The following is a 23,789-nucleotide window of genomic DNA, read 5'->3' as shown; positions in this document are numbered from 1 at the left end:
GCTCCAGTTTTTCCATTCTTAGCCTACAGTTTACCTGTAGGGATCATACGCTTGTCGTTATTGATTGGCATTGTGATTGGTCGGGATTGTTATCCCTGAACGGTGTCTTCTAGGCACGTACACTTACCCTTAACCGTTTGGGTTTGGTTACATGAAACAGTTAAAAATTGCGGCGAATGCAGCGGTTGCCACCCGTTTAATCACAACGCGCGAGATTGTCGCGTTGAGTCAGACTGACTTCACGGATGTGGCGGCGGTCGTGGTTTCTATTGAGGAAGCCCGTAGCGGTATCCTGTCGATATTGCAGAACACCGGTTTTACCATCCCGGCGTTTGTCGAAGAGCCCGATGAAGATAAAGAGTCAGATGTTCTGCCTGCGGGCAGCGAATGGCTGGTTCTCGATGATGAAGGTGAGCACGCGAGCGTGCTGGAGCGTGCGGCGAAAGGCTATCAGGATGCGCTGCTGCCGCCATTTTTCGACACGCTGACCAAGTACGTCAAAATGAAAAATACGACGTTTGCCTGCCCGGGACATCAGGGCGGTCAGTTCTTCCGTAAGCATCCGGCAGGGCGTCAGTTTTTTGAGTTTTACGGTGAGAACGTTTTTCGTTCTGATATCTGTAATGCCGACGTCAAACTGGGCGATTTGCTGATCCATGAAGGAGCGGCGAAGAAGGCACAGAAGCACGCCGCGCGCGTGTTTAACGCCGATAAGACCTATTTCGTGTTGAACGGCACGTCCTCTGCGAACAAAGTGGTGACGAACGCGCTGTTGGCGCGTGGCGATCTGGTGCTGTTTGACCGTAACAACCATAAGTCGAATCATCACGGTGCGCTGATTCAGGCGGGCGCGACGCCGGTCTATCTGGAAACCGTGCGCAATCCGTTTGGCTTTATCGGTGGCGTGGATGCGCACTGTTTTGATGAAGCCTATCTGCGCAAGCTGATTGCAGAAGTCGCGCCGGAACGCGCCAATGAGCCGCGCCCGTTCCGTCTGGCTGTCATCCAGCTTGGTACCTATGACGGTACCATTTATAACGCCCGTCAGGTTGTCGATAGCATCGGGCACCTGTGTGACTACATTCTGTTTGACTCTGCATGGGTCGGCTACGAGCAGTTTATCCCGATGATGGAGCAGTGCTCGCCGCTGTTGCTGGATTTGAATGAGAACGATCCGGGCATCTTCGTCACCCAGTCGGTGCATAAGCAGCAGGCGGGTTTCTCTCAGACCTCACAGATCCACAAAAAAGATACGCACATCAAAGGGCAACGCCGTTTTTGCAACCATAAGCAGCTGAATAACGCCTTTATGCTGCATGCGTCGACCAGTCCGTTTTACCCGCTGTTCGCCGCGTTGGATGTGAATGCCAAAATGCACGAAGGAGCCAGTGGGCGTCGTATGTGGATGGACTGCGTGAAGCTGGGCATTGAGGCACGTAAGCAACTGCTGACGCGCTGTTCGCTCATCAAACCGTTCGTCCCTGTCACGGTGGGCGGTGCGCTCTGGCAGGATCACGATACGGAGACGATCGCGCAGGATGTGCGTTTCTTCAACTTTGAACCGGGCGAGAAATGGCACGCGTTCGAAGGGTACGCAGAAGATCAGTATTTTATCGATCCTTGCAAATTACTGCTGACTACGCCAGGTATTGATGCGATTAGCGGCGATTACACCGAATTTGGTATTCCGGCTACGATCCTTGCCAACTATCTGCGTGAGCACGGCATCATCCCTGAGAAATGCGACATGAACTCGATCCTGTTCCTGTTAACGCCAGCGGAAGACGGCGCCAAAATGCAGGAACTGGTTAATGCGCTGGTTCATTTTGAAACGCTGATCGCCCGCGATGCACCGCTGAGCGAAGTGCTGCCTAGCCTGTATCAGAAATATAAAGAGCGCTATCGCGGTTACCGACTGCGTCGGCTGTGTCAGGAAATGCATGATTTTTACGCCCAGCATAATGTGAAAGATCTGCAAAAAGCGATGTTCCGCAAAACCGAATTCCCGTCAGTGGCGATGTTGCCGCAGGATGCCAACAGGGAATTTGTGCGCGGGAATATTGAGCTGGTTCCCATCGTTGAAGCTGAAGGACGTATCGCGGCGGAAGGCGCATTGCCATACCCGCCGGGCGTGCTGTGTGTCGTACCGGGGGAAGCCTGGGGCGGAGCGGTACAGCGCTATTTTCTGGCGCTGGAAGATGGGATTAACCTGCTGCCCGGCTTTTCGCCGGAATTGCAGGGTGTTTACAGCGTCGCGGAAGAAGATGGCAGCAAACGGCTGTACGGTTACGTAGTAGAAAAGTAACGATATTTCTCTTCAACTCAGGAACTCAGGCTCGGAAACGAGCCTGAGTTTTCTCTGTCTTAAGGCATTGTTTCTTATCGTAAGATCGTTAACGCAGGTTGGATTCCTGCTGGTTAGCGAGTTTCACTGCTTCGCGCTGCTTTTTCAGTCCGCGCCAGCCTATCATCAACATGATTGCCAGCACCGGAATCGTTGCAATCGTCCAGGTTCCGTTCGGGTAATCGAACGCCATCAGTCCCAATACGCTCACCAGAAAAGCCAGCGTCAGCCATGATGTTACCGGTGCACCGGGCATTCTGAACGCAACTGGTTTGGCTTTCCCTTGATGAATCGCTTTACGCAACTGCATCTGGCACAAGATGATGAACGCCCAGGAGCAGATAATGCCGATCGAGGCGATATTCAGGACGATCTCAAACACCTGCGACGGCACCACATAGTTAAGCACCACGCCGATAATATGGATGCAGACCGTCACCAAAATGCCGGTATAGGGGACGGACTGGTTGCTCATTTTCGACAGGAAAGCGGGAGCCGAGCCACCCAGCGACAGCGAGCGCAAAATTCGACCCGTCGAGTACAGACCGGAGTTCAGGCTAGACAGCGCGGCGGACAGCACCACGATATTCATGATTGTCCCGATATAGGGAACGCCCAGCTTGCTGAAGAAGGTTACGAACGGGCTTTGTCCTGCCTGATACGCATTCCACGGCAGCAGGCAGACCAATAGCACGACAGAACCGACGTAGAACAGGCCGATACGCCAGATCACACTGTTGACGGCTTTCGGCAGCACCTGCTCCGGGTTTTTACACTCGCCTGCCGTTGTTCCGATGATCTCGATACCAGCAAAGGCAAATATCACCCCCTGAACCAGCACGAGTGCGGGCAGAATACCGTGTGGGAACAGGCCGCCGTTATCGGTAATCAGATGCAGGCCGGGCGTGTTGCCATCCAGCGGGCTGCCTGTGCCGAGATAGACCGTACCGACCACCAGAAAAATGGCGATAGCCGCGACCTTAATCAGCGCGAACCAAAACTCCATTTCTGCAAACCACTTCACGCCGATCAGGTTCATTAGCGTGACGATGGACAGCGCCCCTAGTGCGAACAACCACTGGGGGATATCGGCAAAGGTGCCCCAGTAGTGCATGTAGAGCGCGACGGCGGTGATGTCGACAATCCCGGTCATTGCCCAGTTGAGGAAGTACATCCAGCCTGCCACGTAGGAGGCTTTTTCACCCAGAAACTCACGCGAATACGAAACGAAGCTGCCGCTGGTGGGGCGATGAACGATCAGCTCGCCCAGCGCGCGCAGGATGAAAAAAGAGAAAATACCGCAAACCAGATAGACCAGCGCCAGTGCTGGCCCCGCCATTTGCAAGCGTGCACCCGCCCCAAGAAACAGCCCGGTGCCGATGGAGCCGCCAATCGCGATCATCTGTACATGACGGTTGCCGAGACTTTGGTGATAGCCTTTTTCGTGGAGGTTCTGCTGAGCGGTATGGTGCTCACTATGAGGGGAAGAATGTTGTGTCATTGATGTCGATGTTTTCCTGTCTGTCACGCATCCTGTGGTGATGCGTTCGTTATTATTATTTAAAACTCAAATGGTTATGTTTTTACCTGCGGTATTTTTTTATTGTGCATTTAACGCGGTCGGTCGCATGGCAGAAAACAACGGCAGCGATGCTACCTTTTCCTGCCTTCTGTGGCAAAAAATGGAGAGAAGGAAAGTGTGTCAGGGAATGATGGCGTGTGGGATGCGCGGTGCATTAGACGGCGGAATTTTCACCGCCCCGTCTATGTGATGGATATCTGGGGCGGGATGAAGAGCAAAAGGTAACGAATTACACGCTGATATCCGCGCGCGTTGGTCCTTGAAAATGGATGGCATTGATATGACAGCTGCGCGGCTGGGTGATGACAAAACGCATCGCTTCCCATATCGAGCGAGCGTTCAGCAAGTGCTCACCCATTTTTTCTCCGCTAGCGGGATATTCATCAAAGCCGGTAACCTCAAAATCTGGCGGATAAAACCCTGTCACGCGAATATTCTCCTGTGCGACATGATGTGCCAGATTCTGGCTAAAACCGCTCATGCCGTGCTTGGCGGCGAAGAAGGCGGGGTGGGCGATCGAGTTGTTGAACTGCGGGATGCCGCAGACGGAAACCATCGCCAGAATATCGGCACTCTGTGAACGGCGTAAGCTCGGCAATAGCGCTTTGGTGAGCAGGATAGAGCCGGTCAGGCCGGAGTTGATGGTGCTGACGATATCCGTATCGGCATCTTCTTCTCCCAATGCGCCTTCCAGCCATTGCGCGGCGCTTAGCACGAGAATATCGACGGGCGTGCTGTCGTCCAGCAGTTGCGCAGAAAAATCCCTGACTGAATCAGGATGGGCAATATCGCACTGATAGGCGCGAGCCGTGCCGCCCTCCCGATGAATGATGTCCACGCTGGCCTGTGCATCGGCCAGTTTGCGGGCGCACAGATCGACTTTCACCCCTTCGCGAGCTAGCCAGACGGATACCGCTTGTCCAAAGTCGCGACCACCGCCAGTGACAATCGCGCGTTTACCTTTCAGCATCATGTTTTCCCTGATCACCGTATCTTCTTTCGTTCATACGCATCCGGCAATGTGGTGGGATGCGGCATGACTGTATTCGTTAGGTTTTCGGTGAGTCGGCCTGCGCGGCATCTTCTTCCGCCTGCCGTAAAATAGCTTTGGCAACCCACTGAGTGACATCCTGAATACCGTCTTCTTCCAGGTTCCAGATATCTTTCAGCACCAGAAAAACTTCGGAACCATAAATGAGCGATAGGGCATAAATCACCCGCTGTTGCGCGTCTGGCGTGATTTTTCCCTCCAATGGCTCGGTGGCAATCTTGAGCAGGCGTTTACGATTGCCGCGTGTCAGCGTATCGGTATGAAGACGATTAGAACGGCGATCGGCCCACTGCTGGAGTGAAAGATGCAGGGCGGCACGTAGCGCACCTTCATGCTCCAGCATCCTTGGGTAAGCAAAATGCAGCAGTTCGGCAACGCGTTCGCTGGCGTCCGGCTGTGTCGGATGCCAAGCCAGAATCGGACCAAGGCTTTCGCCAACAACGGCTGAAACTAACGCGCTTTGCGTCGGAAAATAGCGGTAGGCCGTCGCGCGTGACAGCTGAGCCGCAGCGGCAATATCGGTAATGGAAGGAAATATGCCTTGATCGAACATATTCATGGCGGTATCAATCAATAAACGACGAGTTTTCGCCCGCGTTGATGTCAGTTTTTCATCCTGTTCAATCACATAGACCTCATTGAATTTTTCTGGCCGGAAGCTATCAGGCAGTACGGCGTTATAGCCTGAACTATAGCAAATTGAGTGATTCTTGTGCCACGTCAAGCTTTCTTACTGGTAGTGTGTTGCCATACATAACATTTTGAGACTTTTGTCTCATTTGGGTATTTAATGATTTGTCTTTCTGATACTCAAGTCTCAATATGGCGACAAATTAATCTTATCTGTTTTTGGCTTATTATAATTATCATTTATATCAATCTGTTAATTGTTTCGCTAACGGTGGGAGGGATACCAAGTGGGAAGTGAAGTTGGCAGCGTTTATATTGCGAGTACAGCGGATACTAAAGGAAAAGAGCAGATTTATGTCCGCGATCTTATTGCCGCAACGGGCTTGAAAACGGTCATGGTCGATCTTTCAACGCACTCACGAATGTCGAATACAACAGATATCAGCGTAGAAACGGTGGCATCTTACCACCCACAGGGCGCATCGGCGGTATTTTGCCACGACAGAGGACAGGCGATTAGCGCTATGGCCGTTGCATTCGAGCATTTCATGCTGTCGCGCGATGATATTGCCGGGGTGCTTGGTCTTGGCGGTTCCGGCGGTACGGCGCTGATCACTCCCGCCATGCAGGCTCTACCGATTGGTATGCCCAAGCTGATGGTCTCGACGATGGCCTCTGGCGATATTTCCGGCTACATCGGTGCCAGCGATATCAGCATGATGTATTCCGTTACCGATGTGGCGGGTCTGAACCGTATTTCCCGTCAGGTTCTCGGCAACGCCGCCCACCAGATCGCCGGAGCCGTGAAGTTTCATATTCAGGAACACCATGAAGATAAACCCGCGATTGGCCTGACCATGTTTGGTGTCACGACGCCCTGTATTCAGGAAGCCAGCAAATTGCTGGAAGCGGAGTTTGACTGTCTGGTCTTCCACGCGACGGGCAGCGGCGGCAAAGCGATGGAAAAGCTGGTGGACAGCCATTTGCTCACTGGCGTGCTCGATCTCACCACGACCGAAGTGTGTGATTTACTGTTTGATGGCGTGCTGGCCTGTGGGCCGGAACGGTTTGATGCGATTGCCAAAACTCAGGTGCCTTACGTGGCGTCCTGCGGTGCGTTGGACATGGTTAACTTTGGCGCCCCTGCTAGCGTGCCGGAGAAATATGCGCATCGCCTGTTCTACAACCACAACGCACAGGTCACTCTGATGCGTACCACGATAGATGAGAACATTGCGATGGCGCGCTGGATTGGAGAGAAGCTTAACCGCTGTGAAGGCGAGGTGCGCTTCCTGATTCCTGAAGGTGGCTTCTCAGCACTGGATGCGCCGGATCAGGCATTCTGGCACCCCGAAGCGCGTGACGCGTTTATCAGCACGTTGGAGAGCATTGTCCAGCAAACGGCAAGACGACAGATTATTCGTCTGCCTTTCCATATTAACGATCCTTTATTTGCCCTCGCGGCTGTCGATGCGTTCCGGGCGTTAGTGAAGTAACAGGGAGAAAGCATGATGTCAGGCATAAATCGTCAGGAACTGCTGGCAAAATTCCGCGAGATGATCGCCCGCCGTGAACCGATTATTGGTGGCGGTGCGGGAACAGGGCTTTCCGCAAAATGTGAAGAAGCGGGCGGCATCGACCTGATCGTGATCTACAACTCCGGGCGCTATCGCATGGCGGGGAGGGGGTCGCTGGCTGGCCTGTTGGCTTACGGCAACGCGAATGAGATCGTCGTGGATATGGCGAAAGAAGTGCTTCCTGTTGTTAAGCACACGCCAGTGTTGGCGGGAGTAAACGGTACCGATCCTTTCTGTCAGTTTGATAAGTTTCTGGATGACCTGAAAGCGCTAGGTTTCTCTGGCGTACAGAATTTCCCAACCGTCGGCCTGATTGACGGTAATTTCCGTGCCAATCTGGAAGAAACCGGTATGGGATATGCGCTGGAAGTCGACATGATTCGTCTGGCGCACGAAAAAGACATGCTGACCACGCCTTATGTGTTCAACGCAGAAGATGCGGTCGCGATGACGCAAGCGGGCGCGGATATTATTGTGCCGCACATGGGGTTAACGACTGGCGGTAACATTGGGGCAGAAACCGCGCTTAATCTGGCGGATTGTGTTCCATTGATTAACCACTGGGCGGATGCGGCGAAGGCCGTGCGTAAGGATGTGATTGTACTGTGTCACGGCGGACCGATTTCAACGCCGCAGGATGCACAGTTCATTATGGATCACTGCCCGCAGTGCGATGGTTTTTACGGTGCCAGCTCCATGGAGCGGTTGCCGACAGAAACAGCGTTAACAGCGACTACACAGCAATTCAAAAAAATTAAGCGTTAACAGACTTTTTTGGCTCTATATCCGCCGATGTCCTAACTCAGGAAGAAAAACGGGTAAATTTTGTGCCAATATCAGGGAATACGGCCAGCTTATGCTGGCCGTAGTTTTTTGTGCATTAAGAAGAGGTACTAAATAGCGTTTTAGGTCGCATAGGAAAGAAAGCCATTGTTATAAATACTGTTTTTCACAGTGCAGAAACTTCGGAGAAATAGGTATGACATGGCGTATCACAATAGGATTGCTCACGAACTTACTACTCAGCTTTGCTGTTATGGCGGATGCCGGTATTGGGTTTCAACAAATAACGTTGGCCGATGAGGCCAATCATCGGCAGTTGGACGTCGCCGTCTTTTATCCGACGTCGTTATCACAACAGACTGAGATAATCGGTGAAAATGTTGTTTTTCCCGGTATCGCAGTGAGCAAAAACGCTGCGCCTGAATCCGGTGCACATCCTTTGATTGTGGTTTCACACGGCTACGGTGGGAACTGGCTTAATCAACTGTGGCTGGTGCAGGCGTTGGTTAAACAGGGCTATATTGTCGCTGCCCCCAATCATCCAGGAACCACCACTAAAGATATGCGGACGGAGAACGCTCAGGAATTGTGGCAACGGCCTAATGACATCAGCCGAGTCATTACGGCATTACTTGCTACGCCAGAAAAGACGGGGCGAGTTGATGAGAAGCGGATTGCGGCTGTGGGCCACTCGTTAGGAGGATGGACGGTGCTTGAGCTTGCGGGTGGACGTTTCAGCACGGATCAATTTGAGCGGGACTGTCTAACGCATGTCGGGCTGGCGTCCTGTAAGGCCTATGAAAAGATGCAGATCGCAAAAAGTGCCTCATCGCGTGCGCAGCTTGATAAGTCATTAGCGGATCCGCGCATCAGCGCAGTGGTATCGCTGGATATGGGACTGGCGCGAGGGTTTACCGCAGAGAGTCTGGCAGCAATAAACATTCCGGTATTGATCTTCGCGGCAGGGTATCCGAGTGAGGAACTGCCTGCCGACTTGGAATCTCACGATTTGGCGCGGAAGCTGTCACCTGCGCATTCAGCCTATAAGGAAATTGCTGACGCAACGCACTTTAGCTTTATGCAGCTTTGTAAGCCGGGTGCCGTTGAGATCATCAACGCTGAGAACCCAGGGGATGGCATGATTTGTCTCGATGGTGGTGAACGTTCGCGTGAGCAGATTCATCAGGAAGTGGCAAGGGATATCAGCGATTTTCTTCAGGCGGCGTGGCGGAAGCCGTAGCCTGTTCCCGAAGTGGGTACTGACTACGCCAGACGCTGGGGCTCATGCCCGTTAGCCGCAAAAACTCGCGGTTGAAGTTTGATTTAGTCTGAAACCCGCTCTCCAGCATGATATCCGTGATGCGTGCATCCGTTTGGCTGAGGAGGCGCTTAGCCTCCTCGATTCGGTATTCGTTGATCACCTGCGAGAAATTACGGCCGTGAACGCGGTTGATGGTTTCGGACAGGCGTCTGAGTGGGATTCCCATGCGTCTGCTCAGGCGCTGAAGCGTCATGCTCGGATCGGTATACAACGCATGAGTACGAATGAAATCATCTAACGTTTTTGCCAGTTGGTGTTCATCATCGGTAGCGGGTGGCGCTTCCGGCTTTTGGTCATGTGTAACGATAAGCTCAGTCTGCGAGCGTGCAGAATGCGTGACGATAAGCATGGCCAGGATCGCCAACATGACAATATGGAATACGGTAATGATGGTTGCCGCGTGGCTACCGTTGTTGAAGGCGATATCCAGTGCAATCACTAGATCGATAGCGCCGGAGATAAGGACATACCATCCTGCGATAAACGGTGCGCTCTTCCACATGGAGGAGGACGTTCGAGGATGGCGAGCGGTGTATACCAGCGAGACTCCATAACCGAAGTAAACACTCACCAGCGTGATATCGATGAGCGGAATAGTCGTTCTACTTTGGATTACGCCTGCACCAAGGGTGAATAACGGCGGTAACAGATGAAGGAAGGTCGCTTGCTGTCTGCGGGGTAAGGCATCTGGCGCGTTCTTGCTGTAGGGGAAAAGGCAAAGCCATAGCAGTGACGGAATTGACGCGGCAATCGCGGGCTGGATGAACGCAGGGAAAGCCATATCGCTGCCCCAGCGCAACGCCACCAATGTCAGGGCAATACAGCTCACCCCGATGAATATCGCCTCTACTTTGCTATTACGTCTTTTTGTTTTGTTGTTATGAATATCTATGTTGTTTTGAATATGCAGAAACTGGATGCGAAAAAACAAAATAACCAGCAAAAGTGCGGTAATAAACGGTAAGGGAATCGTGGTCATATTGCTCGTCTGATGACGCCGCGCTGCCGGAGTAAAACCGGTAGCGCGGCGTTCTGTGGCTGACGCGGATTAGCGGCGATAATTTTTCTGCGCCGTGTTCACTTTGTTCAGGTAGCGACGTGATTCACCAGAGGGGTGTTTCGTCGTCAGCGTTTGGTAGACATCGCCCGGTGACATGTTATTGATAATGCCTACGGCGCGATCCCGATCGCTGGAGAAGACGCGCAACACGCTGCCTGCGCCACCGTTATAAGCGGTAATGACGGCGTAGCGTTTCGACGTTGGGTTCTCAATACCGGCCAGATAGCTGTTCTTCAGAATCGACAGATAGGCAGTACCCGCGTCGATATTTTGTTCTGGGTCGAACAGATAGCTGCGGCTCGGCTGCCCCCATTTCCCTTTCATTTTGAAGACATCACGTCCTGCGCTGTGCTGCACGACCTGCATCAGACCTAGCGCATCGGAACGGCTGACGGCGTAAGGGTTGAAGCTGGATTCTGTCTGCATAATCGCCAGAATCAGCGACTCTTCAATGCCGTAACGCTCAGAGGCTTTACGCACTAGCGGCAGGTATTTGTGCGCACGTTTGTCCAGATGGTTAGGGACGAGCTGGATCGTGACCGACCAGATAACATGCAGGCCGGAGGTGCGTTTTTGCAGACGATTTTGGAGCAGGTAATCCGCGAAGCTGGCGGCACGGCCTTCCCAACGGATCGCTTGTCCCGTGTTATCCAGCACCTGTCCATACAGCAGCGGTTCGCGGCTGATTTGAATATCGTTAGCGTCGGAATACAGGTCGGTGTTACTGGCGTCATCACCCATCAACAGGGTCGTGATAATCGCCTGACGCAGGCTGGCGACGGAGTTGGTCGCCGAAAGGGTTTCGATAGTGATCGAACCGGCATCAAAGTTGATGTGGCTACGCGTCTGATATTGATCGGTATATTTGACGTAGTCTTTCGGACCAGCGATCAGAACTTCATTCATCCCCCAGATATTTTCGATGTTGTTGGCAAATTGCCCCATCAAAATATCGAAGGCGTTGGTATCCTTGAGAAACTCTTCGTTGTCGGTATTCCCTTTGTTTCCCGAACAGGAAACCAACAATGGTGCAATCACCAGCAGAGCTAACATTTTCTTCATATAACAAGCCGTGTCGGAATAGGGACGTAAGCGGGCCCGAAAGCCCGCAATCTCAATGGCTCGGAGGCGTATAGCCTTCGATGTGAACGTCCTTCCCTTCAAACAGGAACTTGATCATTTCCTGTTCCAGCAGCTTACGGTCGTCAACATTCATCATGCTGAGTTTTTTCTCGTTGATCAGCATTGTTTGCTTGGTTTGCCACTGCGCCCAGGCTTCTTTAGAAATTTCGTTATAGATGCGCTTGCCCAGATCGCCGGGGTAGAGCTGGAAGTCCTGCCCTTCAGCGTCGCGTTGTAACACGGTACAAAAAATCGTTCTGCTCATGCTTCTTCCTCATCAATTGCGCAGGCATTCAAAAGTGTTGACTGTGGGTGAGCCAGTTCCCTCAGCAAGCGTTCTACCGGGGCGGCCAGTCCGACAGACGGCGGCTGCGCTAAGTTATACCAGAGACCTGCACCGTCATCCATGCAGGACCTGTTTTGTGAGCTATCGGTCTGCGATACGTTCAACCAGAGTGGAACGATATCCAGATGAAAATGGCTAAATGTGTGGCGGAACGCGACAAGCTGTTGCAATCCATCAGGATTCAGACCACGTTGTTGCATCCAGAGTTCCAATTCCTGACGTTCGCTAAACTGTGGGAAGCAAAATAATCCGCCCCATAGGCCTACGGCAGGGCGCTGTTGCAGCCAAACCTGAGAGCCTTGTTGCATCAGCAGGAACCAGCCGGTTTTTTCCGGTAGCGTCTGTTTCGGTTTCTTACCGGGGTATTGTGCCCAGCTGTGGTTAGCGTAAGCGACGCATCCCGTGCTCAGCGGGCACAGCTCGCACTTGGGGCGGCTGCGGGTGCAAACCATCGCGCCGAGATCCATCATCGCCTGATTAAACTGGCTGACACCTTCGGCGGGTGTGACATCCTCACTCCGTGCCCACAGCTTCTTTTCGACCTCTTTCTTGCCCGGCCAGCCGTCAACGGCGTAGCAGCGTGCCAGCACGCGCTTCACGTTGCCATCGAGAATGGGGTAATGCTGGCCGAGAGAGAGTGATAACACAGCTCCAGCGGTAGAACGGCCAACGCCCGGTAACGCGGCGACTTCATCAAAGGTGGCTGGGAATTTGCCGCCGTGGTGTGAAACGATGGTCTGTGCCGCTTTGTGTAGATTACGCGCACGGGCGTAATAGCCCAGCCCGGTCCATAAGTGGAGCACTTCATCCAGCGGCGCTGCCGCTAGTGCGTTAACGTTGGGAAAGCGTTCCATAAAGCGTTGGAAATAGGGGATAACCGTGGTGACCTGCGTTTGTTGCAACATCACTTCGGATAGCCATACTTTATAGGGAGTTTTCTCAAGCTGCCACGGCAGGGTTTTGCGGCCATAGCGTTGATACCAGTCCAGCACCTGATGGGCGAACTGTTGCGCTTGCATCATAAAATGGAGTCACTATCCGACAAATAAAAAGTTTGATAGCGATTCCAGCACAGAGTGAATGTGCTGTAAACCGGAACTTTCCGAGGCTGTGGGCTTGCTAAACCACGGTATCCTTGCATAATGCGCGTTTCCTTAACGAAATCGGACAGCAAGTAAGCACTCTTTATGATTAACAACGTCATTTCACCGGAATTTGATGAAAATGGGCGCCCGATGCGTCGTATCCGCAGTTTTGTCCGCCGCCAAGGGCGTTTGACCAATGGGCAACAGCTGGCGCTGGATAACTACTGGCCGGTGATGGGCGTGGAATATCAGACCGATCAGGTAGATTTTAACGCGCTATTTGGGCGTGACGCACCCGTGGTGCTGGAAATTGGTTTTGGGATGGGCGCATCGCTGGTGACGATGGCGGCACAGCATCCCGAGCAGAATTTCCTCGGTATTGAAGTTCACTTGCCGGGCATAGGGGCGTGTCTCGCTTCCGCACAGGATGCCGAAATCAGTAACCTGCGCGTGATGTGTCACGATGCGATCGAGGTTCTGGTGAAGATGATCCCTGATGGTTCATTGTCCATGGTCCAGCTCTTCTTCCCAGACCCATGGCACAAAGCTCGCCATAATAAACGCCGTATCGTGCAGGTGCCATTCGTCGAACTGGTGCAGAGTAAATTGAAAGTTGGCGGTGTGTTCCATATGGCAACAGATTGGGAACCTTATGCGCAACACATGCTCGAAGTGATGACGTCTGTCGCCGGGTACCGTAATCTTTCCGATAATAATGAGTACGTTGTGCGGCCGGAATCCCGTCCGCTGACGAAATTTGAAGCACGCGGCCAGCGTTTGGGGCATGGCGTGTGGGATCTGATGTTTGAGAGGATAAAATAAAATGGCACAAGCTCGTAGCCGTCGTTTACGTAAAAAACTTCACATTGATGAGTTTCAGGAATTAGGTTTTTCGGTCAGCTTCCGCTTCCCAGAAGGCACTGATGTGGAAGACATCGATAAGCTGATGGATAAGTTCGTCGACGATGTCATTGAACCAAAAGGGCTGGCATTTGAAGGCAGCGGTTATTTGCTCTGGGAAGGGCTGGTCTGTCTGCAAAAAATTGGTCACTGCACCGACGAGCATCGCCAACTGGTTAGCCGCTGGTTGGAAGAGCAGAAACTGACAGACGTGAAAGTCAGCAATCTGTTCGATATCTGGTGGGATCTGCCAGAACACCTGCTGTAATCCTTGGTCTTATCAAGGAATGCCTGAGCTGATTCTGGCTCAGGCGTTATCTGCCTCATCAAAGGGCGCATTGCCGCTTTCTCGCCACTGTCGTTGTTTTCTTCAGGAGAAAATATGTCGCGTAAAATGACCTTGGGTTTATTGATGTTGCTGTCCTGGCAAGCCCAGGCGGCTTACCAGTGCAACGTGAATCCGCAGGACGACATTATTATCAGTCCGCAGCACGTACAGGTTGTGGGTGCCAGCGGCAATTTACAGCTTTCTCCACAGGGCGATATTGTCCGTAACGGAACGCCATTGACCCTGAACGCCGAACAGCGCCAAAAATCCAAAGCCTATCAGTCAGATTTACGCCAGCAACTGCCGTGGATCGACCAGGGAGCGCAGCAGCATCTGGAAAAAGCGCGAGTCGCACTGGATAAAGTGATTGTGCAGGAGCTTGGCAGCGACAGTAATGTGCGCAATCGTCTGACTACGCTGGATAAACAGCTCAAACAGCAGATGAACCGTATTATCGAACACCGCAGTGATGGTCTGACGTTCCACCATCAGGCGATCAAGCAGGTTGAGCAAGATGGCAAGCAAATCGTGCAGCAAAGCATGGGCGGCGTCTTGCAGGACAGCCTGAACGAAATGGGCGTAAAACAGATGTCCAGTGGCGGCAATCCGCTACAGGCGATGATGGGCAACCTCGGCGGTTTGCAGAAAGCGATTCAGGCCGAGTGGAACAATCAGGAACTGGAGTTCCAGCGTTTCGGCAATGACGTATGTAGCCGCGTTACGTCGTTAGAAGACCAGCGCAAGAGCCTATTGCAGTCGCTGAAGTAAGCGCGCAGTAGATCTACATATATTGCTGTGCATCTACAAACATTAAAAAACCGGGCGATGCCCGGTTTTTGCGTTTACGGTGCCGGGAACGTGAAGCGGCGGTGGATGGCTTCTAGTTCATCGAGAATCTCGCCGTCCAGCGTCAGGTTCTGGCTATCCAGGTTGATTTGCAACTGTTCCAACGTGGTTGCGCCCAGCAGTGTACTGGCAACGAATGGCTGCTGACGAACAAATGCCAATGCCATCTGTGCCGGATTCAGACCGTGCTTTTGCGCCAGTGCGACATATTCGGCAACGGCTGCCTGAGCCTGCGGGCCGGTATAGCGGGTGAAGCGGCTAAATAGCGTGTTGCGGGCATCTGCGGGTTTTGCGCCATTGAGGTATTTACCCGTCAGCGTACCGAACGCCAGTGATGAATAGGCGAGAAGTTCCACGCCTTCATGCTGGCTGATTTCCGCTAAGCCAACTTCAAAACTGCGGTTCAGCAGGCTGTAGGGGTTCTGAATCGAGACGATGCGCGGCAGATCGTGTTTTTCCGCCAGATGCAGATAGCGCATCACGCCCCACGGCGTTTCGTTGGAGACACCGACGTAGCGAATTTTACCCGCACGCACCTGCTCATTCAGCGCTTCCAGCGTTTCCAGCAGCGTCACTACCGATTTGTCGTCGGTATATTGCGGTTTGTCATCAGTATATTGATAGTTCAGCTTGCCAAAGCAGTTGGTCTGGCGCTGTGGCCAATGCAACTGGTAGAGATCGATATAGTCAGTGTTCAGGCGTTGCAGGCTGGCATCCAGCGCTGCGCGGATGTTTTTCCTGTCTAATGCTTGTTGCGGGCGAATGCTGTGATCGTTTCCGCGCACAGGGCCGGAAACTTTGCTCGCCACGATCAATTTTTCACGTCCGCCACGGGATTTCAGCCAGGAACCGATATAGCTTTCGGTTAACCCCTGTGTTTCTGGGCGAGGAGGAACGGCGTACATTTCTGCTGTGTCAATCAGGTTAACACCTGCGGCAATGGCGTGATCTAACTGAGCATGAGCGTCAGCTTCGCTGTTCTGTTCGCCAAAGGTCATCGTACCAAGACCCAGCACGCTCACTTCTAAAGAACTATGGGGAATACAGTGATATTGCATTGCCAGCTTCCTTATGTCTGAAAATAGCAGGCGCATTTCCCATCATCTCCGCATGATTTGCTGCGATTCCAATGAGTTTGGGAAGACACACCTGAATTCGACTATAACGAAGCCGTGACGAGTGGGGAAGTCTCTTCTGTTATCCCTTTCGGATTATTCTTGATAGTACTACCCGATGTGAGGTGATCGTTTCGAGTTGGCTGCGATCTCAACGCTGCACGATCTGGGAGACTTGGTCGCTGTTTATTTGTTTCTGGTTACCTTGCTCATCGGTATAGCTAAGTAAGCCAGTATCTTTATCTAACACAGGTTTCCCCTGTGTCAGGAGCATTTGCCCCTCTTTTGTCGCCATCACATAGTTACTGGAACAACCCACAAGGGTGAATAATAACGCCAGTGTTACCGCCATTTTCATCCGTTTTTTCATCATATCAACCTGTTAATAAATGCAAAATCTAAAGTGAGTCTAGCAAATGGTCGCGGGGGATAACGTAGGAATAATGGAAAAAATGCGTATAGAGGGAATTAATGTTGTGTAATCAGGCGGCAGGTTGCCGCCTGATGATGACGTCTTTATCGATAAAGCGCGTTATGCGGCGATTAGTGCGCCGTTTTTTCTTTCTTACTACGTAACAGGTTCAATGCCTCGACTGACATCGAGAAGAACATGGCGAAGTAGATATAGCCTTTTGGTACGTGAACGTCGAAGCTTTCCAGAATCAGTGTGAACCCGACAAGGATCAGGAATGATAAGGCCAGCATTTTGACGGACGGATGGCGTTCAACAAACTCGCCGATAGGGCGTGCGGAGAACATCATCACGAGAACGGCGATAATCACGGCAGCCATCATAATAAACAGATGGTCAGACAGGCCGACGGCAGTGATCACCGAATCCAGGCTGAAGATAATATCCAACATCATGATCTGCACGATCGCACCAAAGAAAGAGTATGTCTTGGAGGTATGATCTTCTGAACCGCCTTCGACCGTTTCGTGAATTTCCATGCTGGACTTCCAGATCAGGAAAAGCCCTCCGAAGAACAGAATCAGATCGCGTGTGGAAATTTCATTGCCTGCTACGGTAAACAGCGGGTCGGTTAGACGCATTACCCAAGCGATAGACGCGAGTAGCCCCAAACGCATAAACATTGCACCCATCAGACCGATACGGCGAGCTTTGTTTTGCTGGGCTTTAGGTAATTTGGCGACAACGAGGGACAGGAAAATAATGTTATCGATCCCAAGAACGATTTCCAGAATAGTCAGCGTTCCCAATGCCAACCATGCGTTCGGATCAACAATCCAATCAAACATTATATCAATACACCTTAAACGAAACGTAAACGATATTATACTCTGCCAGCTCGGTGCGTAGGCAAGTGAAAGTGTGATGTCGTGAAAAGATACTCGTCATACTTCAAGTTGCATGTGCGCTGGCGTCCCTTTTTGCTCTGGGTCGGCGTCAGGCGTTTCCCTGAGTCGTATTCCTTTGTCGCACGATATGCGGCATATGGCATATCGTGGGGTCTATAAGGCTAGTGTACGATGAAGCGCCATGCTGATGAAGTATCATGCTAATAGAACATAGCGCTAATGAAACATGATGATAATGACATTCAGTTGCTGAGCTGCATAAAGTGGCGGGCCAGTAGCGGAGCGGTAAAGGTTTTTTTCAGGTAAAACCCGCGCGGTAAGGTCAAAATCGGTTGACCAAACTCGCCAATGGCCTCTGTTAATGCTCGACTGTTTGCCGCTTTGGGGCGTAATTGCAGTACTTCGCCATGTCGGGCGGTGATGCTTTCTACCCGGCCAAGCACAATCAGGTCCATCAACTCTTCCCAGTCACAGCGCAGCTGTTCTTCCTCTTCTTCATTCGGGCTCCAGATCAGCGGCGAGCCAACACGCCGTTCTCCCAGCGGAATGTGACGCGAACCTTCCACCGGAATCCACAGTACCCGAGCGAGCTTGTGTCGTACGTGGCTGCTTTCCCACGTTACGCCGCTATTACCTGTTAACGGAGCGACGCAGACGAAGGTGGTTTCAAGCGGTTTACCCTGTTCATCAATAGGGATGGTTTTTAGCTCGACACCAATTTCAGGGAAATCCTGCTCGGGTTTGCTGCCTGCGCTCGCACCTAGAAAACGTTCCAGCAAGATGCCAATCCAGCCTTTATCGCGTTTCAGATTGGCGGGAAGGGGCAGGAGAGCGATGTCCGCTAATTCCGCAAGATTATAGCCTGCGAGGGACTGTGCACGTTGTAGCAACGCTTGTTCATTTTGCGGCGCAGCCGTGTGGACCGAGGGTGAATTCATAGCGTATCGCTCGATATTTTTTCGCTCAAAAAAAATACAACAAATGGAAAATACAAATGTACAACCTGCAAGGTTGTGGAGAGAAACAATAATAGCATGATTCGTAGCGTTTTTTTTCAGTGTGATGGCGATCACTGAACGCAGTTTTACAAACTGTGCACGTATAGCCACCGACAATGAACAGGATCTTACACTAGGTTATCCACAGATTTCTTGGATAACCCACGTAAACATGGATTACTGGTTCCATTTACAGCCTTGACTCACAGCATTTTTGCTGTGTTTGCCTATTTATTGCCTGAGTTTGAAACATTCCCTGTGGATAAAATCGGCATAGTGCGATCTTTCGCCAATCTTGCATTGTATGCCATTTGAACAAAAATAAAGGGGTAGTCATTTCAATTAAAAAGGTTTGTAATTTTATGAATAAAAAGAATTATTTTTTAATTGTTAGTGGTTTTTTTTCTTTGTGGAAAATGAGTTTTACTCACTTCTTCATGGGTTCTGCACAAAGATGTCCACAGAAAAAGTGAATAAACTGCAGGTTATAGCCTTTACATGTTTATAACTTCGATCTTATCTGTGGGTTATCTTACTTTTATTAGTATCACATGCTTTCTAAGCAGTGGTTTACCGCCTGACGGGAGTGTGAAACAATCAGGTCATCTTTGCATTGATGTTTATTGAGGTAGTCCGGTGATCGATGATGATGGCTACCGCCCAAACGTTGGTATTGTAATTTGTAATCGGCAGGGACAGGTGATGTGGGCCCGGCGCTATGGTCAGCACTCATGGCAATTTCCACAGGGGGGAATTAACCCCGGTGAAAGTCCCGAGCAAGCGATGTTCCGCGAACTGTTTGAAGAAGTCGGGTTAAGAAAAAAGGATGTGCGCGTGTTGGCATCTACCCGTAACTGGTTACGCTATAAATTACCAAAGCGTTTGGTGCGTTGGGATACAAAACCGGTCTGTATCGGCCAAAAGCAGAAATGGTTTTTGCTACAGTTGATGTGTAATGAGTCGGATATCAATATGCAGAGCAGCGGCACGCCGGAATTTGATGGCTGGCGCTGGGTGAGTTACTGGTATCCGGTACGTCAGGTCGTCTCTTTTAAGCGAGATGTTTATCGTCGCGTGATGAAGGAATTTATCAGCCCGGTGATACTGCTTCAGGAGAGTGTTGCGGCTCGGGTGGCGACTCCATCCGGTCCCCGGCGAAAAAGAGGGTAATTCAGGCACATTATGCTCACGCGCTTGCGAGAAATTGTCGAAAATGTTGCGGCAACGGCCCGCCTTAGTGATGCGCTGGACATTCTGGTCAATGAGACCTGTCAGGCTATGGACACGGAAGTCTGTTCCATTTATCTGGCCGATCACGATCGTCAATGCTATTACCTGATGGCGACGCGCGGGTTGAAAAAGCCGCGTGGTCGCTCGGTTACGCTGGCATTTGGGCAAGGCATCGTCGGGCTGGTCGGGCAACGTGCTGAACCCATCAATCTGGCCGACGCTCGCACACATCCTAGCTTCAAATATATCCCCGCGGTCAAAGAGCAACATTTCCGTTCTTTTCTCGGTGTTCCCATTATTTACCGTCGCCACCTGTTGGGTGTGTTGGTTGTCCAGCAGCGTGAACATCGTCAGTTTGATAAAAACGAAGAATCGTTCATGGTGACGCTGGCCACGCAGATGGCCGCTATTCTTTCTCTTTCGCAGATAAAAACGCTCTTTGGCCAGTACCGCCAGACGCGCGTTAAGGCGTTGGTCGCTGCACCCGGAGTGGCGATTGCCCCCGGCTGGCAGGATTGTACCCAACCTTCTCTGGAACAGATTTTCCCCGCATCCAGTTTGGATAGCGAGCGCGAGCGTTCCCGTTTAACGCAGGCACTAGAGGAGGCGACGGCGGAGTTCCGTCGCTTCAGCAAACGCTTCAACGCTAGCGCGCAGAAAGAGAGCGCGGCGATTTTCGATTTGTATTCGCACTTGCTGAATGATGCGCGCCTCAAACGTGAACTGTTTCAGGAAGTGGATGCGGGCAACGCCGCCGAGTGGGCTGTGAAGCTGGTTATCGAGCGTTTTGCCGCACAGTTCACCAATTTGCAGGATACCTATTTACGCGAGCGCGCTGGCGATCTGCGTGCGTTAGGACAACGCCTGCTCTTTCATCTCGACGATAACGCGCAAACCATGGGGCAATGGCCTGAGCGCTTTATCCTCGTTGCGGATGAATTAACGGCCACGCTGCTCGCGGAACTGCCGCCGGAGCGGCTGGCGGGCGTCGTTGTCTATGACGGTGCTGCCAATTCGCATGCGGCGATTCTGGTTCGTGCCATGGGCATTCCTACGCTGGTTGGCGCGGACATTCAGCCTGAGCTATTGCATCAGCGACAGTTGATCATTGACGGCTATCGCGGTGAGTTGCTGGTCGATCCTGAACCGGTACTGGTGCAGGAATACCAGCGCCTGTTGACGGAAGAAAACGAGCTGACTCGTTTGGCCGAAGGCGAGATGGAGCAGCCTGCCGTGCTGAAAAGCGGTGAGCGCATTCAGGTTATGTTGAATGCAGGATTAAGCGCCGATCATGAAAAACGCTTTATCAATCAGGTTGATGGTGTTGGGCTGTACCGCACGGAAATCCCTTTTATGTTGCAAAGCGGGTTTCCGTCCGAAGATGAGCAGATGGCACAATACCAAAGCATGTTGGATCTTTATCCTACGCGCCCTGTGATGCTGCGTACGCTGGACATTGGTGCGGACAAGCCGCTGCCTTATCTGCCTATCAGCGAGGAGAATCCATGTCTTGGTTGGCGCGGGATTCGTATTACGCTCGATCAGCCTGAAATTTTTCTGATTCAGGTGCGCGCCATGCTGCGTGCTAATGCGCATATCGGTAATCTCAATATTCTGTTGCCAATGATCAGCAGCTTGGATGAAATCAGTGAGGCACGTCGCCTGATCGATCAGGCCGCTGGCGAGGTAGAAGAATTACTGGGCTTCCAGCAGCCCAAGCCGCGGATTGGGATCATGATCGAAGTGCCATCGATGCTGTTTCTGCTCCCTCATCTGGCTTCCCGTATCGATTTTGTTTCGGTTGGCACCAACGATCTGACGCAATATCTGCTGGCGGTGGATCGTAACAATGCCCATGTGGCATCGCTCTATGACAGTCTTCATCCTTCTATGTTGCAGGCGCTGAAGATGATCGCGGTCGAGTGCGAACGACATAACATTCCGCTTTCCGTGTGCGGTGAAATGGCCGGAGAAGCGCTTGGCGCATTGCTATTGACCGGGCTGGGGTATCGTTCGTTCAGTATGAACGGACGCAGCGTGGCGCGAATTAAATACCTGCTGCGCCAAATTACCTTAGCTGAATCGCAGGCGCTGGTGAAGCAATTGCTGAATGCGCAGAGTGCGACGGAAGTCCGACAGTGGGCGGCGATCTTCATGGAAGAGCGTGGGCTGGGCGGCTTGATTCGCGGCGGGCGCTAATGCGTAGCGCAGCCAACGCGCATGCAACTTGAAGTATGACGAGTATAAATGTTTTACAGAACTTTTCCCCACAGTGAGCAATGAGCACGGGCGCGTATGCTATGATTCGCCACCGCGGTTTGCAGGAACAGATTCATTCTCCTGCCTTTTGCCTATCAATGACGATCCCGAAAGCAGGGATAACACAATAAAATATGTGGTGAATGATGACGACAAGCTATCTGGCGTTTCCTCAGTTTGATCCAGTGATTTTCTCAATTGGCCCGTTGGCGCTGCACTGGTATGGGCTGATGTATCTGGTGGGTTTTGTATTTGCCATGTGGTTGGCGGTGCGTCGGGCGAATAAACCGGGTAGCGGTTGGACCAAGGATGAAGTCGAAAACCTGCTGTATATGGGGTTCCTTGGGGTCTTCGTCGGTGGGCGTCTGGGCTATGTCCTGTTTTATGCCTTCCCTTCATTTCTTGAAAATCCGCTCTATCTTTTCAAAGTCTGGGATGGCGGTATGTCGTTCCACGGCGGCTTAATGGGCGTTATCTGCGTCATGCTGTGGTTTGCTCATCGAACCAAACGCCATTTCTTCCAGGTTGCGGATTTTATTGCGCCTCTGATTCCTTTTGGGCTCGGTGCTGGCCGCTTGGGCAACTTTATCAACGGCGAACTGTGGGGGCGTGTCACGACAGATACCCCATGGGCCATGCTGTTTCCTGGCTCGCGTAGCGAAGATATGATGCTGGCTGTTAGCAACCCGCAATGGCAGACGATTTTCAATCAGTTCGGTATGCTGCCGCGTCATCCTTCCCAGCTGTATCAAATGATGCTGGAAGGCGTGGCATTGTTTATCATTCTGAACCTCTTTATTCGTAAATCTCGGCCAATGGGCAGCGTGTCGGGGCTTTTCCTTATCTGCTACGGCATGTTCAGGATTATTACCGAATTCTTCCGCCAGCCGGATGCGCAGCTGGGTCTATTTGGCGACCTTTTCAGCATGGGGCAAATCCTGTCGTTGCCAATGGTGATCGCCGGTATTCTGATGATGGTTTGGGCGTATCGCCGCCAGCCCGCACAGCAATAATCCGCCGTCCTTCTTTAATATTTGTGGTGAGGTAGTATGAAACAGTATCTGGATCTGATGAAAAAAGTGCTTGAAGAAGGCACGCCGAAGGCCGACCGTACCGGTACGGGCACGCGTTCCATTTTCGGCCATCAGATGCGTTTCAACTTGCAGGACGGATTTCCGCTGGTTACCACCAAAAAATGCCACCTGCGTTCGATTATCCATGAACTGCTCTGGTTCCTGAACGGCGATACCAATGTTGCTTATCTGAATGAAAACAAAGTCAGTATTTGGGACGAATGGGCAGATGAGAACGGTGATTTGGGGCCGGTTTACGGTAAACAGTGGCGTTCGTGGGGAGCCGCAGACGGTCGTCAGATCGACCAGTTGAAGAATGTCCTGACCCAGTTGAGACAGGATCCTGATTCTCGCCGTATTATCGTGTCTGCTTGGAACGTGGGCGAGCTGGACAAAATGGCGCTGGCACCGTGCCACGCGTTTTTCCAGTTCTACGTGGCGGATGGCAAACTCTCTTGCCAGCTTTATCAGCGTTCATGCGATATCTTCCTCGGCCTACCGTTCAACATCGCCAGCTATGCGCTTCTAGTGCATATGGTGGCGCAGCAGTGCGATCTGGACGTCGGTGATTTCGTCTGGACCGGCGGTGACACGCATCTGTACAACAACCATATGGAACAGACGCATTTACAGTTGAGCCGTGAACCGCGCGCGCTGCCTAAACTTGTGATTAAGCGCCGCCCGGATACGCTGTTCGACTATCGCTTCGAAGATTTTGAAATCGAGGGATACGATCCGCATCCCGCCATCAAAGCGCCAGTGGCAATCTAAAGCCTTTCACTGTTTCTCAGGGTCGCGTAATGCGGCCTTTTTTGTTTC

The 23,789-nt window shown here is 51.9% G+C and carries 23 protein-coding genes; 12 read left to right on the top strand and 11 right to left on the bottom strand.

Annotated features, from left to right (window positions below; all coding sequences use genetic code 11):
* The first annotated feature begins 151 nt into the window (after nucleotides 1-151).
* On the top strand, nucleotides 152-2,305 hold the full coding sequence (locus DUT67_RS17395) for an ornithine decarboxylase (protein WP_113627679.1): 2,154 nt from the start codon (nucleotides 152-154) through the stop codon (nucleotides 2,303-2,305).
* An 88-nt stretch (nucleotides 2,306-2,393) separates the two neighbouring features.
* On the opposite strand, the gene ansP is transcribed toward DUT67_RS17395, so the two are convergent.
* On the bottom strand, nucleotides 2,394-3,845 hold the full coding sequence (ansP, locus tag DUT67_RS17390) for an L-asparagine permease (protein WP_048258977.1): 1,452 nt from the start codon (nucleotides 3,843-3,845) through the stop codon (nucleotides 2,394-2,396).
* 127 nt (nucleotides 3,846-3,972) lie between these two features.
* Between ansP and DUT67_RS17385 the strand changes: the two genes are divergently transcribed.
* Nucleotides 3,973-4,116 (top strand): hypothetical protein, encoded by a 144-nt coding sequence (locus DUT67_RS17385; RefSeq protein ID WP_189339486.1) that lies wholly within the window; start codon nucleotides 3,973-3,975, stop codon nucleotides 4,114-4,116.
* 39 nt (nucleotides 4,117-4,155) lie between these two features.
* Here DUT67_RS17385 and DUT67_RS17380 read toward each other — a convergent pair whose 3' ends face one another.
* Both DUT67_RS17380 and DUT67_RS17375 read right to left on the bottom strand, forming a co-directional pair.
* On the bottom strand, nucleotides 4,156-4,896 hold the full coding sequence (locus tag DUT67_RS17380; protein ID WP_113627678.1) for an SDR family oxidoreductase: 741 nt from the start codon (nucleotides 4,894-4,896) through the stop codon (nucleotides 4,156-4,158).
* 79 nt (nucleotides 4,897-4,975) lie between these two features.
* Entirely contained in the window at nucleotides 4,976-5,605 is a 630-nt protein-coding gene (locus DUT67_RS17375) for a TetR/AcrR family transcriptional regulator (RefSeq protein ID WP_048258979.1), read from the bottom strand.
* A gap of 289 nt (nucleotides 5,606-5,894) precedes the next feature.
* Here DUT67_RS17375 and DUT67_RS17370 point away from each other — a divergent pair, with 289 nt between their 5' ends.
* The 3 genes from DUT67_RS17370 to DUT67_RS17360 all read left to right on the top strand — a co-directional run bounded on the left by DUT67_RS17370 (nucleotide 5,895) and on the right by DUT67_RS17360 (nucleotide 9,207).
* The gene (locus DUT67_RS17370; RefSeq protein ID WP_113632071.1) at nucleotides 5,895-7,103 is read left to right on the top strand and encodes a Tm-1-like ATP-binding domain-containing protein; all 1,209 of its coding nucleotides are present in this window, start codon (nucleotides 5,895-5,897) and stop codon (nucleotides 7,101-7,103) included.
* 12 nt (nucleotides 7,104-7,115) lie between these two features.
* Nucleotides 7,116-7,949 carry a phosphoenolpyruvate hydrolase family protein gene (locus tag DUT67_RS17365; protein ID WP_113632070.1) on the top strand — a complete coding sequence of 278 codons (834 nt, stop codon included), beginning with the start codon at nucleotides 7,116-7,118 and terminating at the stop codon, nucleotides 7,947-7,949.
* Between the two features lie 214 nt (nucleotides 7,950-8,163).
* Nucleotides 8,164-9,207, top strand: a complete 1,044-nt coding sequence (locus tag DUT67_RS17360) for an alpha/beta fold hydrolase (RefSeq protein ID WP_113632069.1) — start codon at nucleotides 8,164-8,166, stop codon at nucleotides 9,205-9,207.
* Here DUT67_RS17360 and DUT67_RS17355 read toward each other — a convergent pair.
* From DUT67_RS17355 to mutY, 4 genes are all read right to left on the bottom strand, one after another.
* The gene (locus DUT67_RS17355) at nucleotides 9,170-10,267 is read right to left on the bottom strand and encodes an AraC family transcriptional regulator (RefSeq protein ID WP_113632068.1); all 1,098 of its coding nucleotides are present in this window, start codon (nucleotides 10,265-10,267) and stop codon (nucleotides 9,170-9,172) included. The two genes, DUT67_RS17360 and DUT67_RS17355, sit on opposite strands and share 38 nt — an antisense overlap.
* A 69-nt stretch (nucleotides 10,268-10,336) precedes the next feature.
* Nucleotides 10,337-11,410 (bottom strand): membrane-bound lytic murein transglycosylase MltC, encoded by a 1,074-nt coding sequence (mltC, locus tag DUT67_RS17350; protein WP_048258983.1) that lies wholly within the window; start codon nucleotides 11,408-11,410, stop codon nucleotides 10,337-10,339.
* A 52-nt stretch (nucleotides 11,411-11,462) separates the two neighbouring features.
* Nucleotides 11,463-11,735 carry an oxidative damage protection protein gene (locus tag DUT67_RS17345; RefSeq protein ID WP_011092575.1) on the bottom strand — a complete coding sequence of 91 codons (273 nt, stop codon included), beginning with the start codon at nucleotides 11,733-11,735 and terminating at the stop codon, nucleotides 11,463-11,465.
* Entirely contained in the window at nucleotides 11,732-12,838 is a 1,107-nt protein-coding gene (mutY, locus tag DUT67_RS17340) for an A/G-specific adenine glycosylase (protein WP_113632067.1), read from the bottom strand. Before mutY ends, DUT67_RS17345 begins: the two co-directional genes overlap by 4 nt.
* A gap of 165 nt (nucleotides 12,839-13,003) precedes the next feature.
* Between mutY and trmB the strand changes: the two genes are divergently transcribed.
* From trmB to DUT67_RS17325, 3 genes are all read left to right on the top strand, one after another.
* Entirely contained in the window at nucleotides 13,004-13,723 is a 720-nt protein-coding gene (gene trmB, locus DUT67_RS17335) for a tRNA (guanosine(46)-N7)-methyltransferase TrmB (protein WP_113632066.1), read from the top strand.
* 1 nt (nucleotide 13,724) lies between these two features.
* Entirely contained in the window at nucleotides 13,725-14,069 is a 345-nt protein-coding gene (locus DUT67_RS17330; protein WP_048258986.1) for a YggL family protein, read from the top strand.
* Nucleotides 14,070-14,183: 114 nt separating this feature from the next.
* The gene (locus DUT67_RS17325) at nucleotides 14,184-14,897 is read left to right on the top strand and encodes a DUF2884 domain-containing protein (protein WP_113632065.1); all 714 of its coding nucleotides are present in this window, start codon (nucleotides 14,184-14,186) and stop codon (nucleotides 14,895-14,897) included.
* A 74-nt stretch (nucleotides 14,898-14,971) separates the two neighbouring features.
* On the opposite strand, the gene DUT67_RS17320 is transcribed toward DUT67_RS17325, so the two are convergent.
* The 4 genes from DUT67_RS17320 to mutH form a co-directional block, all read right to left on the bottom strand.
* The gene (locus DUT67_RS17320) at nucleotides 14,972-16,033 is read right to left on the bottom strand and encodes an NADP(H)-dependent aldo-keto reductase (RefSeq protein ID WP_113632064.1); all 1,062 of its coding nucleotides are present in this window, start codon (nucleotides 16,031-16,033) and stop codon (nucleotides 14,972-14,974) included.
* 208 nt (nucleotides 16,034-16,241) lie between these two features.
* Nucleotides 16,242-16,460 (bottom strand): YgdI/YgdR family lipoprotein, encoded by a 219-nt coding sequence (locus DUT67_RS17315; RefSeq protein WP_048258989.1) that lies wholly within the window; start codon nucleotides 16,458-16,460, stop codon nucleotides 16,242-16,244.
* 173 nt (nucleotides 16,461-16,633) lie between these two features.
* The gene (locus DUT67_RS17310) at nucleotides 16,634-17,350 is read right to left on the bottom strand and encodes a TerC family protein (RefSeq protein ID WP_048258990.1); all 717 of its coding nucleotides are present in this window, start codon (nucleotides 17,348-17,350) and stop codon (nucleotides 16,634-16,636) included.
* Nucleotides 17,351-17,652: 302 nt separating this feature from the next.
* Nucleotides 17,653-18,348 carry a DNA mismatch repair endonuclease MutH gene (gene mutH, locus DUT67_RS17305; protein WP_113632063.1) on the bottom strand — a complete coding sequence of 232 codons (696 nt, stop codon included), beginning with the start codon at nucleotides 18,346-18,348 and terminating at the stop codon, nucleotides 17,653-17,655.
* Nucleotides 18,349-19,044: 696 nt separating this feature from the next.
* Here mutH and rppH point away from each other — a divergent pair.
* From rppH to thyA, 4 genes are all read left to right on the top strand, one after another.
* A complete protein-coding gene (gene rppH, locus DUT67_RS17300) occupies nucleotides 19,045-19,578 on the top strand; it encodes an RNA pyrophosphohydrolase (protein ID WP_048258992.1) in 534 nt (177 codons plus the stop codon).
* Nucleotides 19,579-19,590: 12 nt separating this feature from the next.
* Complete coding sequence (gene ptsP / locus DUT67_RS17295; protein ID WP_113632062.1) at nucleotides 19,591-21,837, top strand: phosphoenolpyruvate--protein phosphotransferase; 2,247 nt, start codon at nucleotides 19,591-19,593, stop codon at nucleotides 21,835-21,837.
* Nucleotides 21,838-22,043: 206 nt separating this feature from the next.
* A complete protein-coding gene (gene lgt / locus DUT67_RS17290; protein WP_113632076.1) occupies nucleotides 22,044-22,910 on the top strand; it encodes a prolipoprotein diacylglyceryl transferase in 867 nt (288 codons plus the stop codon).
* A gap of 36 nt (nucleotides 22,911-22,946) precedes the next feature.
* The gene (gene thyA, locus DUT67_RS17285; protein WP_011092588.1) at nucleotides 22,947-23,741 is read left to right on the top strand and encodes a thymidylate synthase; all 795 of its coding nucleotides are present in this window, start codon (nucleotides 22,947-22,949) and stop codon (nucleotides 23,739-23,741) included.
* Nucleotides 23,742-23,789: the final 48 nt, after the last annotated feature.

It is taken from the genome of Pectobacterium peruviense (assembly GCF_003312355.2).
Classification (GTDB): Bacteria; Pseudomonadota; Gammaproteobacteria; order Enterobacterales; family Enterobacteriaceae; genus Pectobacterium; species Pectobacterium peruviense.
The sequence above is the reverse complement of the archived record's forward strand: the minus strand, read 5'-3'. Positions and strand labels throughout refer to the sequence as shown.